10 protein-coding genes are annotated in these 13,794 nt (G+C 71.1%); 6 read left to right on the top strand and 4 right to left on the bottom strand.

The window, feature by feature from the left end; genetic code table 11:
- The first annotated feature begins 10 nt into the window (after nucleotides 1-10).
- The 5 genes from RZE79_RS28500 to RZE79_RS28480 all read left to right on the top strand — a co-directional run bounded on the left by RZE79_RS28500 (nucleotide 11) and on the right by RZE79_RS28480 (nucleotide 7,723).
- Complete coding sequence (locus tag RZE79_RS28500) at nucleotides 11-1,357, top strand: SWIM zinc finger family protein (RefSeq protein ID WP_319357805.1); 1,347 nt, start codon at nucleotides 11-13, stop codon at nucleotides 1,355-1,357.
- Nucleotides 1,354-2,916, top strand: coding sequence for a DUF5691 domain-containing protein (locus tag RZE79_RS28495; protein WP_319357804.1), 1,563 nt, complete (start codon nucleotides 1,354-1,356; stop codon nucleotides 2,914-2,916). The genes RZE79_RS28500 and RZE79_RS28495 overlap by 4 nt, the downstream gene beginning before the upstream one ends.
- Nucleotides 2,913-3,992, top strand: a complete 1,080-nt coding sequence (locus tag RZE79_RS28490; protein ID WP_192193970.1) for an AAA family ATPase — start codon at nucleotides 2,913-2,915, stop codon at nucleotides 3,990-3,992. The genes RZE79_RS28495 and RZE79_RS28490 overlap by 4 nt, the downstream gene beginning before the upstream one ends.
- A gap of 13 nt (nucleotides 3,993-4,005) precedes the next feature.
- Nucleotides 4,006-6,354: a DUF5682 family protein gene (locus RZE79_RS28485; protein WP_319357803.1), complete on the top strand. Its 2,349-nt coding sequence runs from the start codon at nucleotides 4,006-4,008 to the stop codon at nucleotides 6,352-6,354.
- A gap of 151 nt (nucleotides 6,355-6,505) precedes the next feature.
- Nucleotides 6,506-7,723 carry a VWA domain-containing protein gene (locus RZE79_RS28480; protein WP_319357802.1) on the top strand — a complete coding sequence of 406 codons (1,218 nt, stop codon included), beginning with the start codon at nucleotides 6,506-6,508 and terminating at the stop codon, nucleotides 7,721-7,723.
- A 27-nt stretch (nucleotides 7,724-7,750) separates the two neighbouring features.
- Here RZE79_RS28480 and RZE79_RS28475 read toward each other — a convergent pair whose 3' ends face one another.
- Genes RZE79_RS28475 through RZE79_RS28465 form a run of 3 tightly spaced genes read right to left on the bottom strand, consistent with a single transcriptional unit; the run spans nucleotide 7,751 to nucleotide 11,661 of the window.
- On the bottom strand, nucleotides 7,751-8,890 hold the full coding sequence (locus tag RZE79_RS28475; protein WP_319357801.1) for a CoA transferase: 1,140 nt from the start codon (nucleotides 8,888-8,890) through the stop codon (nucleotides 7,751-7,753).
- A gap of 24 nt (nucleotides 8,891-8,914) precedes the next feature.
- Nucleotides 8,915-9,913: a tripartite tricarboxylate transporter substrate binding protein gene (locus RZE79_RS28470; protein WP_319357800.1), complete on the bottom strand. Its 999-nt coding sequence runs from the start codon at nucleotides 9,911-9,913 to the stop codon at nucleotides 8,915-8,917.
- Nucleotides 9,914-9,948: 35 nt separating this feature from the next.
- Nucleotides 9,949-11,661, bottom strand: a complete 1,713-nt coding sequence (locus RZE79_RS28465) for an acyl-CoA dehydrogenase family protein (RefSeq protein ID WP_319357799.1) — start codon at nucleotides 11,659-11,661, stop codon at nucleotides 9,949-9,951.
- Nucleotides 11,662-11,751: 90 nt separating this feature from the next.
- Here RZE79_RS28465 and RZE79_RS28460 point away from each other — a divergent pair, with 90 nt between their 5' ends.
- A complete protein-coding gene (locus RZE79_RS28460) occupies nucleotides 11,752-12,732 on the top strand; it encodes a LysR family transcriptional regulator (protein ID WP_319357798.1) in 981 nt (326 codons plus the stop codon).
- Here RZE79_RS28460 and RZE79_RS28455 read toward each other — a convergent pair.
- Nucleotides 12,729-13,772 carry a serine/threonine protein kinase gene (locus RZE79_RS28455; protein ID WP_153281730.1) on the bottom strand — a complete coding sequence of 348 codons (1,044 nt, stop codon included), beginning with the start codon at nucleotides 13,770-13,772 and terminating at the stop codon, nucleotides 12,729-12,731. The genes RZE79_RS28460 and RZE79_RS28455 overlap by 4 nt on opposite strands.
- Nucleotides 13,773-13,794 lie beyond the last annotated feature (22 nt).

Genomic DNA, 13,794 nt, shown 5'->3' with positions numbered 1-13,794 from the left:
TGCCCTTTCCATGAGTCTCAGTACCGAAGCCGTCCTCGCGCTTGCGCCGGACGACGCCTCCGCGAAGGCCGCCAAAGGCCTGCTCGCGCCCGCCAAGTGGCCCACGCTCGCGCATTCCGACGACGCCGTCTGGGGCGAATGCCAGGGCAGCGGCAGCAAGCCCTACCAGACGCAGGTCGACCTGTCGGGGCCCGTGTTCCGCTGCTCCTGCCCGAGCCGCAAGTTCCCCTGCAAGCACGGCCTGGCGCTGATGCTGCTGCGTGCGCAGAGCGAAGCCAGCTTCACCGCCGGCACGCCGCCGCCGTGGGTGGCCGACTGGCTCGCCTTGCGCCGCGACAAGGCCGAGAAGAAAGAAGCCCGCGCCGCCGAACCGGCCGCCGCGCCCGATCCCGCGGCCGCCGCCAAGCGCGACGCGCAGCGCTGGAAGCGCATCGAGGCCGGCGTGCAGGAGCTTGCGCGCTGGCTCGACGACCAGACCCAGCGTGGCTTGGCCGCGCTCGGCAGCGAGCAGGCCGAGGGCTGGACCGCCATGGCCGCGCGCATGGTCGACGCGCAGGCGCCAGGACTCGGCCAGCGCATCACGCAGGCGGCCGAGCTGATCGGTGCCGGCGACGGCTGGCCCGCGCGGCTGCTCGACCGGCTGGGCCGGCTGCAGCTCATCGTCGATGCGGTGCCGCGCCGCGACAGCCTGTCGCCCGCCACGCGCGCCGACCTGCGCGCCGCCCTCGGCTGGCCGCAGGACCGCGAGGCGTTGCTCGCCGATGGCGAGCGCGTGAACGACCACTGGCTCGTGCTGGGCCAGTGCCTCGACGAGCGCGACACCAAGCTGGTCGAGCGCCATGTGTGGCTGCAGGGCCGCGCGAGCGGACGCCGCGCGCTGCTGCTCGACTACTCGCACGGCGGACGCGGCTTCGAGACCGGCTGGGTCAGCGGCAGCGAACGCGCGGCCGTGCTGTGCTTCTATCCCGGCCACGCCTCGCAGCGCGCGGTGGTGGCCGAGCTGCCGGCCGAGGCTGCGTCGACCGCAGCGCCTGTCGCGGTTCATGACGAAGCCAGTGAATGGCAACGCATGGCGCAGCAGATCGCGGCCAACCCGTGGCAGCCGTTGCTGCCCCTGGTGTGGGCCGACGCCGTGCCTGCGCGGCATGGCGACCAGTGGTGGCTGCGCCTGGGCGCGGCGTCGCAAGCGCTGCCGATGCAACTGGCCGCGGCGGAAGCCTGGCAGTTGCTGGCGCATTCGGGCGGTGCGCCGCTGCGCGTCTTCGGCGAATGGAATGGCGAGCAGTTCGCGCCACTCACCGCGTGGGCGGCTGAGGGGGGAACACCCGTCTGGACCTTGAGCGGAGCGCGCGCATGAGCCACTGGAACACCTTGCTGCAGACGGCCCTCGTGGGCACCGCACGCCAACCCGTACCAGCCGCCGACGGCATGGCCGGCGATTTCGGCGCGTTGCTACAAGCGCTGCAACAACCCACAGACACCGCGCAGGGCGTGCTGCTGCGCGTCGCAGGCGCGGTGGCCGTGGGCCGTCGCGCGGGCTTCGTCGCGCCGGGCCTGCCCGCCGACGACGCACCGCCTGCCGCGAACGACACCTGCCCCGCGCTCGGCGACACCGCCTTGCTTGCTGTGATCGCCGATGCACTCGCCGCCGGCCCGCAGCGCCTGCAGCACGAGGTGTTGGCCGCGCTTTCGACGGCTGGCTGGCGCCTGCCGCCCAGTCTGCTGCCCGCCGCCCTCGATGCCGGCCGCCGTGACACCGCGCTGCGTCCCGCCGTCGTCCTCGCGCTCGGCGAACGCGGTCGCTGGCTGGCCGCGCGCAACGACGACTGGCGCTACGCCGTCGGCGCCAGCGCGCAGGCCGACACCCAGACCCGCTGGGACGAAGGCAGCATCGACCAGCGCCGCGCCGTGCTGGCCGAGCAACGCCGCGACGACCCGGCCGGCGCGCGCGAACGCCTCGCCGCCGAGCTGCCGCAACTGCCCGCCAAGGAACGCGCCGTGCTGATCGGTGCATTGGCAGAAAACCTCGGCCCCGACGACGAAGCGCTGCTCGAAGCCCAGTTGAAAGACCGCGCACGCGATGTGCGCCAGACCGTGGTCGAACTGCTGCAGCGCCTGCCGGCCAGTGCGCACGTGCGGCGCGTCGAAGCCTTCCTCGCGCCGTTGCTCTCATCGCAAGGCGCGACGTGGCAACTGAACGCCCCCGAGGCCGTCGACCCGCGCTGGAAGGACGACGCCATCGACGCCACGCGCCCCACGCACGACAGCCTCGGCGAGCGTGCGTGGTGGCTCTACCAGCTCGTGCGCCAGATGCCGCTCGCGTGGTGGACCACGCGCACCGGCCTGACGCCCGCTGCATTGCTCGACTGGGCCGCCACCGGCGACTGGCACGACGCGCTGCTGCGCGGCTGGAACGAGGCCGTGCTGGCTGCGCCCGACTTCGACTGGTGCGATGCGCTGCTCGACCGTCCGCGCGGCCACCGCGGCGGCGTGGGCTCGCTGCTCGCGCTGCTGCCGCGTGAACGTCGCGAGCGCCACTGGGCGACGCAACTCGGCGATGCCGGGCAGGGCGTGCAGGACGTCGTCGCGTTTTCCGACCAGGCCTGCGCACCCGGCGACACGCCCTCGGCCGCGCTGTCGCTGCGCATCGCGCAGGCGCTGCGCACGCGCGTCGAGCGCGGCGACCTCGTCAACGACTACGTGCTGCGCCAGGTGCTCGGCACCGCCGCCGCGCTGCTGCACCTCGATGCGCTGGCGCTGCTGGCCGACCTGCCGCGCGCGGCCGAGGAAAGCCCCGGCCTCGCCCACGCACTGGCCGACACCGCGCGCATCGTGCGCGCGCGCCGGCTGGTCGCGACCCTTCCCTTGTCTTCTTCCTCTTCCTCACTTTCAACCTCTTCCCAAGGCCGTCCATGAGCAATGTCCTGCGCCAGCATGCCGAACAGCAATTCGCCGAAGAACTCGAAGCGCTCCAGAAGGTCGACGACCGCCAGCGCCCGGCCAACTGGAAGCTCTCGCCCTGGGCCGTGCTCACCTACCTGATGGGCGGCAAGCTGGCCAACGGCTTCGAGGTCAGCCCCAAGTACATCGGCAGTTCGCGCCTGATGGAAATCGCCGTCTCCACGCTCGCCACCGACCGCGCGCTGCTGCTGTACGGCGTGCCGGGCACCGCCAAGTCGTGGGTGTCGGAGCACCTGGCTGCGGCCGTGAGCGGTGACTCGACCATGCTGATCCAGGGCACGGCCGGCACCAGCGAAGAACAGCTGCGCTACGGCTGGAACTACGCCGAGCTGCTGGCCCACGGCCCGTCCGAAAAGGCGCTGGTGCCGAGCCCGCTGGTGAACGCCATGCGCCTGGGCAAGATCGCGCGCGTCGAAGAACTCACGCGCATCCCGGCCGACGTACAAGACTCGCTGATCACCGTCCTGTCGGAAAAGACGCTGCCCGTGCCCGAACTCGGCACCGAGGTGCAGGCCGTGCGCGGCTTCTCGGTCATTGCCACCGCCAACAACCGCGACAAGGGCGTGAACGAACTGTCGAGCGCGCTCAAGCGCCGCTTCAACACGGTGGTGCTGCCCGTGCCGTCGAGCGAGGCCGAGGAAGTGCAGATCGTCGTCAAGCGCGTGTCCGAGCTGGGCCGTGCGCTCGCGCTGCCGGCCGAGCCGCCCGCGCTGCAGGAAGTGCGCCGCGTGGTGCAGATCTTCCGCGAGCTGCGCAACGGCCAGACCGAAGACGGCAAGACGCGCATCAAGTCGCCCACCTCCACGCTCTCGACCGCCGAAGCCATCTCGGTCATCAACAGCGGCATGGCGCTGGCCGGCCATTTCGGCGACGGCGTGCTGCGCTCGGCCGACGTGGCTTCGGGCCTGATCGGCGCCGTCATCAAGGACCCGGTGCAGGACCAGGTGGTGTGGAAGGAATACCTCGAGACCGTGGTGAAGGAACGGGCCGACTGGAAGGACCTGTACCGCGCCTGCCGCGAACAACTCTGACGCGAGCCAGCGCATGAGCACGAGCGCGGCGCCTTCGCCGCTGCACTACTTCGGCATCCGCCACCACGGCCCCGGCTGTGCGCGCAGCCTGCTGCGCGCCTTCGAGTCGCTGCAGCCCGACTGCATCCTCGTCGAGGGTCCGCCCGAGGCCGAACCGCTGCTGTCCTTCCTCGCGCATGCCGACCTGCAACCGCCGGTCGCGGTGCTGATCCACGCGAGCGACGACACCGGCCTGGCCGCGTTCTACCCTTTCGCCACCTTCTCGCCCGAATGGCAGGCGCTGCAATGGGGCGCCGCGCGCGGCGTGCCCACGCGCTTCATCGACCTGCCGCAGGCGCACCGCATGGCGATCGAACAGGCCGCGCGCGCGGCCGACGAAGCCAAGGCCGCAGAGCCTGTCGACACGCCGCTCGGCGATGACGAAACCGACACGGTGCCCGTCGCCGAAACGGTCGAAGCCCCCGAGGAAGAACAGGCCACGCACACGCTGCCCGACGACCCCTTCGATTGGCTCGCCCATGCCGCCGGCTATGCCGACGGCGAGAGCTGGTGGAACCACATGGTCGAGGAACGCGGCGACGGCGAAGACCTGTTCGGCGCCATCGCCGAAGCCATGACCGCCGTGCGCGCCGAAACGCCCGAAGACCGGCGCGGCGTGCGCGCGATGGAACGCGAGCGGCGGCGCGAAGCCTTCATGCGGCAATCGATCCGCGAGGCCGTCAAGGCCGGCCACCAGCGCATCGCCGTCGTCTGCGGTGCGTGGCACGTGCCCGCGCTGCAGGGCGCGGCCACCGCCAAGGCCGATGCGGCGCTGCTCAAGGGCCTGCCCAAGCTCAAGGTGCTCGCGACCTGGGTGCCGTGGACCTATCGCCACCTCACGAGCGCCAGCGGCTACGGCGCCGGCATCGATTCGCCGGGCTGGTACGAGCACCTGTGGCAGCAGGGGCACGAGGTGGCGGGGCGCAGCACCGGCTGGCTCGCACGCGTCGCGCGCTTGCTGCGCGAGCACGACCTCGACTGCTCCTCCGCCCACCTCATCGAGGCCACGCGCCTGGCCGACACGCTCGCCGCATTGCGCGAGCGTCCCGCGCCCGGCCTGCCCGAGCTCGACGAGGCCGTGCGCAGCGTGATCTGCATGGGCGAGCAGGCGCCGCTCACGCTCATCCGCGAGCGCCTCACGGTCGGCGACCGCATGGGCCAGGTGCCGGCCGACGTGCCCACCGTGCCGCTGCAGCGCGACCTCGAACAGGCGCAGAAAAGCCTGCGCCTCAAGCCCGAAGCCACCGCGAAGACGCTCGACCTCGACCTGCGCCAGCCCAACGACCTCGCACGCAGCCACCTGCTGCACCGCCTGCGCCTGCTCGATCTGCCGTGGGGCGAGGTCACTGCGGGCCAGCGCGCGAGCCGCGGCACCTTCCACGAGGTGTGGCAGCTGCAGTGGCAGCCCGAGTTCGCACTGCGCGTCATCGAGGCCAGCCGCTTCGGCGCCACCGTGGCGCATGCCGCCAGCGCGCGCGTGATGGAAGGGCTGGCGGGCGAGACCTCGCTCACCGTGCTCGCAGAGCAGGTCGACACCGTGCTGCTCGCCGACCTGCCGGTGGCCGTGCAGGCCGTGACGCGTGCGCTCGAAGACCGCGCCGCGCTCACCGGCGACGCCGTCCAGCTCATCGGCGCCGTGCCGCCGCTGGCCAACGTGTTCCGCTACGGCAGCGTGCGCCAGACCGACAGCGCGCTGCTCTCGCACGTGCTCGACAGCCTCATCGTGCGCGGCGCCATCGGCCTGCCGATTGCGTGCGGCGCGCTCGACGCCGAAGCCGCCGAGTCGCTGCGCATCCGCCTCATCGGCGCGCACGACGCGGTGCGCCTGCGCGACGGCGAAGAAACCACCACCGCCTGGCGCCACGCATTGCGCGCCATCGCCTTCGGCGAAACCGGCGCGCCACTGTTGCGCGGTGTGAGCTGCCGGCTGCTGCTCGACGACGCGCAGATCGACAGCGACGGCGCTTCGCAGCAACTCGCGCGCAACCTCTCGGCCGGCGCGCCGCCGACCGATGCGGCGGCGTGGCTCGAAGGCTTTCTCAACCGCAACGCGATGGTGCTGTTGCACGACGATGCCGTGTGGTCGCTGGTCGACGGCTGGCTCGCGGGGCTCGGCGAAGACCACTTCGTGCAGGTGCTGCCGCTGGTGCGGCGCAGCTTCGCGGACTTCTCGGGCGCCGACCGGCGCGCGCTCGGCGAACGCGCCAAGCGCGGCGCGGTCGGCGGCACGCTGCCGTCCGCCGTGGCCGCCACCGACTGGGACGAATCACGCGCGGTGCTCGCGCTGCCGCTGCTGCGGGAACTGCTGGGAGTGAAGGCATGAACGTTCGCTCTTGCTCCCTCTCCCCTTGGGGAGAGGGTTGGGGTGAGGGCATGGGCCTTCGCACCTTCACCGCCTTCGCTGTCGTCGCTGGCCCTCACCCCCGCCCTCTCCCCAAGGGGAGAGGGAGCAACACGAGCACAGAGGTGACTCCATGAGCGCGAATCTTCAGGACCCCGCAGACACCGAAGACAAAACCCTGCCGCCCACCGACCGCCTGCAACGCTGGCGCCTTGTGCTCGGCAGCGAAGCCAACGCCAGCTGCGGCGCCATCGAAGGCCGTGTGCGCGAGATCGACCAGGCGCTCGCCGCGCTCTACGAAGCCGATGGCCGGCGTGGCCTCGGCCAGGGCGGGCAGCGCGGCGGCCGCGGCGATTCGGCGCCCAGCGTGGCGCGCTGGCTCGGCGACATCCGCAAGTACTTTCCGAGCCAGGTGGTGCAGGTCATGCAGCGCGACGCGATGGAGCGGCTCAACCTGCGCCAGATGCTGCTGCAGCCCGAGATGCTCGAGAACGCGCAGCCCGACGTGCACCTGGTGGCCAACCTCGTGGCGCTGGCGAGCGTGATCCCGGCCGGCACCAAGGACACGGCGCGTGCCGTGGTGCGCAAGGTGGTCGACGAGCTCATGAAGAAGCTCGAGGAGCCGATGCGCAGCGCCGTGAGCGGCGCGCTCAACCGCAGCCAGCGCAACCGCCGCCCGCGCCATTCGGAGATCGACTGGCACCGCACCATCCGCGCCAACCTGCGCCACTGGCAGCCCGAGTACCGCACGGTGGTGCCGCAGACGCTGATCGGCTACGGCCGCAAGGCGCGCCAGCCGCAGCGCGAAGTGATTTTGTGCATCGACCAGAGCGGCTCCATGGCCGCATCGGTGGTCTATTCGAGCATCTTCGGCGCGGTGATGGCGAGCCTGCCGGCGGTGTCGACCAAGCTGGTGGTGTTCGACACCGCCGTGGTCGACATGACCGAGCAGCTGCAAGACCCGGTCGACCTGCTGTTCGGTGTGCAGCTGGGCGGCGGCACCGACATCAACGGCGCCGTGGGCTACTGCCAGACACTGGTGCGCGAGCCGCGCAACACCATCCTGATTTTGATCTCCGACCTGTACGAAGGCGGCGTGGAAGACGGCCTGCTGCGCCGCGCTCACCAGCTGGTGGAAGCCGGTGTGCAGTTCATCGCGCTGCTGGCGCTCAGCGACGAGGGCGCGCCTTCATACGACCGCGACCTGGCCGCCAAGCTCGCCGCGCTGGGCGTGCCCTCGTTCGCCTGCACGCCCGATGCGTTCCCCGGCCTCATGGCCGCGGCCATCAAGCGCGAGGACGTGTCGACCTGGGCTGCGGGGCAGGGCCTGAAGACCAGCCGCGCGGCCTGACGACACGCGCGGAGACGATGCCGGCGCTCAGCGCGCCGCGTCGTCGTCGCTCGGCAGGAAGGCGTCGCCCGGCGTCAGCGGCGCATGGCGGTAGCTGGCCGGCGTGCGGCTGAGCTTCACCGGCGCGCCGATGCCGCGGTAGCCGCCTTCCATCTCCACCACCATCTCGCGGTGCAGCGTGTGCGGGTGCTGCAGCGCGGCCGCCACGGGCAGCACGGGCGCGGCGGGCACGCCGGCGGCCATCAGCTGGTCGACCAGCGTGCGGCCGTCGAAGGCGGCGAGCGCGGCTTCGAGCTGTTGCTTGAGTCCGTCGCGGTTCACCGAGCGCGCGCCGGCGGTGCGGTACAGCGGATCGTCGGACAGCGCAGGCAGGCCGATGCAGCGGCAGAAGCTTGCGAACTGGCGGTCGTTGCCCACGGCCACGAAGATCGGGTCGGTGCCCGTGGCCAGTGCATCGTAGGGATAGATGTTCGGGTGCGCGTTGCCCGTGCGGCGCGGCGCCGTGCCGTCCATGAACCAGTTGGCCGCGTGCGGGTGCAGCAGCGAGAGGCCGCTGTCGTACAGCGCCGCTTCGACGAACTGGCCGCGTCCGCTGCGATTTCGCTCTTGCAGCGCGAGCAGCACGCCGATCACCGCATTGAGCCCGGTCACCATGTCGACCACCGGCAGGCCCACGCGCAGTGGGCCCCCGTCGGCTTCGCCGTTGATGCTCATGATGCCGGTCATGGCCTGCACGGCGGCGTCGTAGCCCGGCAGCGCGCCCAACGGGCCGTCGGCGCCGAAGCCCGACACGCGGCACCACACGAGGCGCGGAAAGCGCTGCGACAGCGCCTCGTAGCCGATGCCCCAGCGCTCCATCGTGCCGGTCTTGAAGTTCTCGATGAGCACGTCGGCCTCGGCCACCAGCGCGAGCAGCGCCTCGCGGCCTTCTTCGGTCGAGAAGTCCAGGTGCTGCACGCGCTTGTTGCGGTTCAGCCCGTGGTAGTACGAGGCCACGCCCTCCTTGAAGGGTGGGCCCCAGGTGCGCGTGTCGTCGCCCTGCGGCGGCTCGACCTTGAGCACGTCGGCACCGTGGTCGCCGAGGATCTGGCCGCAGTACGGGCCGCCGAGGATGCGCGAGATGTCGAGCACGCGGATGCCCGCGAGAGCGCCTTGGGGGGATGTCATGTCAGTGCGGTGCCTTCGCCATCGTCAATCGAGCTGCGCACCCGACTTCTTCACCACGTCTTTCCACTTGGCCGTTTCGCTGGCGATGAACTGCGCCAGCTTCTGCGGCGAGGTGTCGGCCGATGCTTCGAGGCCTTGGCCGGCGAACATCTGCTTCACCTTCGGCGAGTTGAGCACTTCGGCGAACGCCTGGTTGAGCTTGGCCACGCGGTCGGGCGGCGTGCCGGCCGGCGCGACGATGCCGAAGAACACGCTCACGTCGTAGCCCTTGTTGCCTTGTTCGGCAATCGTCGGCACGTCGGGCAGCGCCTGCGAGCGGGCCGCCGTGGTCACGCCGAGCGCGCGCAGCTTGCCGGTCTTGACGTAGGGCAGCGCGGTGAGGATGTCGGTGAAGGTCATGCTGACCTGGTTGCCCAGCAGGTCGTTGAGCGCCGGGCCCGTGCCCTTGTAGGGCACGTGCAGCAGGTCGGTGCCGGCCACCGAGTTGAACAGCACGCCGGCCAGGTGCGACGACGCGCCGTTGCCCGACGAGGCATAGCTGAGCTTGCCCGGGTTGGCCTTGGCGTACGCGACCAGCTCGGGCACGTTCTTCACCGGCAGGGCCGGGTTCACCACCAGGATGTTCGGCAGGTAGCCGACCTGGATCACGGGCGCGAAGCTCTTGGTCGGGTCGTAGCTGATCTTGCGGTACAGGCTGACGTTGATGGCCAGCGGCCCCGAGGTGCCGAACAGCAGCGTGTGGCCGTCGGCCTCGGCGCGCGCGACGTAGTCGGCACCGATGTTGCCGCCCGCGCCCGCGCGGTTCTCCACGATCATGGGCTGGCCGAGCTTGTCGCGCAGCTCGGCGGCGAGCGTGCGCGCCATCGCATCGGTCGGGCCGCCGGGCGGGAAGGGCACGACCAGCGTCATCGGCTTGGACGGGAAGGCGCCGGGTTGCGCGTGCGCAGCGGGCGTGGCCGCCAGCAGCAGGGCGGCGCAGGCGGTGGCCGCTGCGCTGAGGAAGTGGCTGAGGGGATGTCGCATGGGTTCTTGTCTCCGTTGTTCTAGAAAAAGTGGGGTCAGGCGGCGGTGCGGACGACGGCGGCGTGCCAGTCGGCAGGCAGCGCATCGGGTGCCAGCGGATCGCGCGGCAGCACGCGGTGCAGCAGCACCAGCTGCGCCCAGCGCAGGCGCGCGGCGGACCCGCCGGCCGAGGCCTCCCAGGCCATCGCAGCGGCGCTGGTGCAGTGGTACAGGGCCGATGCGGCCTGGCGCGCGAGCACGTCGCCGCCTTCGCGTGCGGCGGTCTCGGCCAGGGCGCAGGCGCGCGCCATTGTGTCGCGCAGCGCGGCGGCAAAGGCCGGCGTGAGTTCGGTGGCATCGCCGATGAGCTTGTCGACGTGCGCGCGCAGCACGGGCAGCGAGCCTTCGCGCTTCACGGCGCGGATCACGTCGAGCGCGACGATGTTGCTGGTGCCTTCCCAGATCGAGCCCAGGTGCGCGTCGCGCACGAGGCGCGGATCGCTCCACTCTTCGATGTAGCCGCAGCCGCCGCGCACTTCCATCGCATCGCCGGTGACCTGGCGCGCGTCGCGGCAGGCGCGGAACTTGATGAGCGGCGTGAGGATGCGCAGCAGCGCATACGCATCGGGCTCGCCGGCGTCGGAGCGCGCGAGCGCCTGCGCGGTCTGGCAGACCATGGTGCGGGCCTGCTCGGACGGCACGCGCAGCTTGTCGAGCTGGCGCTGCATCAGCGGCATCTGCTCGAGCGCGCGGCCGAAGGCGCGGCGCTCGGAGGCGATGTACTCGGCCTCGGCCACCGCGCGGCGCATCAGGCCGGCGGAACGCACGCCGTTCGACAGGCGCGAGTTGTTGACCATGTCGGCCATCTGCTGGAAGCCGCGGCCTTCCTCGCCCACGAGGTAGGCCACTGCGCCTTCGAGGCGGATCTCGCCGCTGGCCATCGAGCGCGTGCCCAGCTTGTCCTTGAGCCGGATGATGCGGTAGTGGTTGAGGCTGCCGTCGTCGAGCTCGCGCGGCAGCAGGAACAGCGACACGCCCTTCATGCCCGCGGGTGCGTCGTCGGCGCGTGCCAGCACCATCGCAAAGCCGGCGTCGGGGTTGGAGCAGAACCACTTGTCGCCGGCCAGGCGCCAGCTGCCGTCGGCCTGGCGCTGCGCGGTGGTGGCGGTGGCGGCGATGTCGGAGCCGGCGGCCTGCTCGGTCATGAACATCGCGCCCTGCGCCAGTTCGTCGAAGTCGAGCGAGGTCAGGCGCGGCAGGTACTTGGCGACCAGCTCGGGCGTGCCGAACTTCTTCAGCGTGCGCGTGAGCGAGTCGGTCATCGAGACCGGGCAGCACAGGCCGAACTCGGCCTGCACGAAGAGGTAGGTCAGCACGTACTTGACCAGCGGCGGCATCTTGCCTTGCCAGCCCAGCGTCTCGTCGCGGTGCGAGATGGCGGCCAGGCCGAATTCGCTGAGCGCCAGGCGCTCCATCTCGACATAGGCCGGGTGCTTGATGACCTTCTGCTCGTCGACGCCGGTGCGCGTGCGCTGCTTGAGCGTGGGCGGGTTGCGGTCGGCGGTGCCGGCCAGGTCGTCCAGCAGGCCGCCCGCCAGGCCGCCCAGGCGTTCGAAGTGCGGGCGCATGTGCGTGCGCAGGGCTTCGGGCAGGTACAGCGCGAGCAGCGTGTGCAGCTCGGTGTCGGTGGTGAAGAGGTTCTGGCCGTGGCGATCGGGAATCGGGTGCGCGGTGGGGTGCGCGGCGGCTGCGGCTGCGGATGTAGGCATGCGGGCGTCTCCTGGTTCGCCGCATTGTTGAGTTGGCAACGATCCGTGTCTAATATTGATTTGGTCTTGTACGATTTGATTTAACTATTCATGGAACTGCGGCACCTGCGCTACTTCTCCGTGCTCGCCGAAGAGTTGCACTTCGGGCGCGCTGCGCGCCGGCTGGCCATTTCGCAGCCGCCGCTGTCGGTGGCGATCCGCCAACTCGAAGACTCGGTGGGCGCGCGCCTGTTCGAGCGCAACAGCAAGGAAGTGCGGCTCACGCCCGCGGGCGAGGCGTTGCGCGTGTCGGCGCGGCGCGTGCTGCTGCAGGCCGAAGAGGCTGCCATGGAGGCGCGCGATGTGGCCACCGGCTCGGCCGGTCGGCTGCGCATCGGCTTTGTCGGCGCCATGCTCTACCGCGGCCTGCCGCCCGCGCTGCGCGCGTTCCAGGCGCGGCATCCGGCGGTGCGCATCACGCTCAGCGAACTCAACTCGGGCGTGCAGATCGCCGAGCTGCTGCACGACCGGCTCGACCTGGGTTTTGTTCACACCAGCCGCATGCCGGCCGAGCTGCAGCACCAGCTGCTGCTGTCGGAGCCCTTCGTGGCCTGCCTGCCCGCGGGCCATGCGCTGGCGCGCAAGCGCGTGCTGGCGCCGGCCGACCTGCGCGCGCAGCCCTTCGTGCTGTTCTCGCGCGAGGCCTCACCCGACTACCACGAGCGCATTCTGTCGATCTGTGCCGACGCGGGCTTTTCGCCCGAAGTGCGCCACGAGGTGCGGCACTGGCTGGCCGTGGTGTCGCTGGTGTCGCAGGGGATGGGCGTGGCGCTGGTGCCGCAGGCGATGCGGCACTCGGCGCTGCGCGGCGCGGTGTTCCGCCCGCTCGACCGCGCGGTGGCGCAGTCGGAGGCTTATGGCGTGTGGCGCACCGGGCCGGTCAATGTGCTGGTCGAGCGGCTGCTGCAGGGCGTATCCAACGTCCAACCGGCCGCCGCCGGGCCGCCCCAAGGCGGCCGGGCCTCCCCCATGGGGGGTGGCGAATTACACGCAGCGAAGCGAAGTGAAAAGCCGGGGGGCCGACATTTCTAGGCGTACAGCGGCTCTTCGGCCATCTGCTCGCACTGGTCTTCCAGCACGAGGATCTGGCCCTTCCAGTAGTCGCTCGAGCCGAACCACGGAAAGTTGATCGGGAAGATCGGGTCTTCCCAGCGGCGCGCCAGCCAGGCGCTGTAGTGGATGAGCCGCAGCGTGCGCAGCGGCTCGATGAGCGCCAGCTCGCGGCGGTCGAATTCGCGGAACTGCTCGTAGCCGTCGAGCAGGCCCGACAGCTGCGCCGTGCGCTGCGCGCGGTCGCCCGACAGCAGCATCCACAGGTCTTGCACCGCGAAACCCGTGCGCGCGTCGTCCAGGTCGACGAAGTGCGGGCCGCCGCCGGGGCGGTCGGTGGGCGTCCACAGGATGTTGCCGGGATGCACGTCGCCGTGCAGGCGCAGCTTGCGGGGCTTGAAGTCGGAGGCCGGCGGTTGCAGCGCGAGGGCGGTGGCGCGGACCATGTCCAGCGCCTCGTTGCAGGTCTTTTCCCATTCGCGCTGCATGTCGAGCGGGATCTTGTCGTTCTCGAGCAGCCAGTCGCGCGAGTCGAGGCCGAAGGTCTGCAGGTCGAGCGCGGGGCGGGCCTCGAAAGGCTTGGCGCTGCCCACGGTGTGGATGCGCGCGAGGAAGCGGCCGACCCATTCGAGCACCTCGAAGTTGTCCAGCTCGGGCGCGCGGCCGCCGCGGTAGGGGCTCACGCTGAAGGCAAAGCCGGCGTGGTGGTGCAGCGTCTTGCCGTCGAAGGCCAGCGGGGGCACGGCCGGCACTTCGCCGGCGGCCAGTTCGAGCGAGAAGGCGTGCTCTTCGAGGATCTCGGCCTCGCTCCAGCGGCCGGGCCGGTAGAACTTGAGCACCACCGCAGGATGGGGATTCGGGTCTTCCAGGAACACCTGGTAGACCCGGTTTTCATAGGAGTTCAGGCCGGTGAGCCGGCCGTCGCCGTGCAGGCCGAGTGTCGCGAGCGCGTCGAGCACCACGTCAGGCGTGAGGCTCTCGTAAGGATGGGTGTTCGCGGGCGCGACAGAAGAAGGGGTCATGCGGCGATTGTCGCCACACGGG

Source organism: Variovorax sp. EBFNA2 (genome assembly GCF_033802765.1).
Taxonomy (GTDB): domain Bacteria; phylum Pseudomonadota; class Gammaproteobacteria; order Burkholderiales; family Burkholderiaceae_C; genus Variovorax; species Variovorax paradoxus_H.
This window is presented reverse-complemented; position numbering and strand designations above follow the sequence as displayed.

Coding starts and splice junctions, on each gene's coding strand:
- RZE79_RS28455 (WP_153281730.1), bottom strand. CDS start 13,772: ATGACCCCTTCTTCTGTCGCGCCCGCGAACACCCATCCTTACGAGAGC.
- RZE79_RS28470 (WP_319357800.1), bottom strand. CDS start 9,913: ATGCGACATCCCCTCAGCCACTTCCTCAGCGCAGCGGCCACCGCCTGC.
- RZE79_RS28495 (WP_319357804.1), top strand. CDS start 1,354: ATGAGCCACTGGAACACCTTGCTGCAGACGGCCCTCGTGGGCACCGCA.
- RZE79_RS28485 (WP_319357803.1), top strand. CDS start 4,006: ATGAGCACGAGCGCGGCGCCTTCGCCGCTGCACTACTTCGGCATCCGC.
- RZE79_RS28500 (WP_319357805.1), top strand. CDS start 11: ATGAGTCTCAGTACCGAAGCCGTCCTCGCGCTTGCGCCGGACGACGCC.
- RZE79_RS28490 (WP_192193970.1), top strand. CDS start 2,913: ATGAGCAATGTCCTGCGCCAGCATGCCGAACAGCAATTCGCCGAAGAA.
- RZE79_RS28460 (WP_319357798.1), top strand. CDS start 11,752: ATGGAACTGCGGCACCTGCGCTACTTCTCCGTGCTCGCCGAAGAGTTG.
- RZE79_RS28480 (WP_319357802.1), top strand. CDS start 6,506: ATGAGCGCGAATCTTCAGGACCCCGCAGACACCGAAGACAAAACCCTG.
- RZE79_RS28475 (WP_319357801.1), bottom strand. CDS start 8,890: ATGACATCCCCCCAAGGCGCTCTCGCGGGCATCCGCGTGCTCGACATC.
- RZE79_RS28465 (WP_319357799.1), bottom strand. CDS start 11,661: ATGCCTACATCCGCAGCCGCAGCCGCCGCGCACCCCACCGCGCACCCG.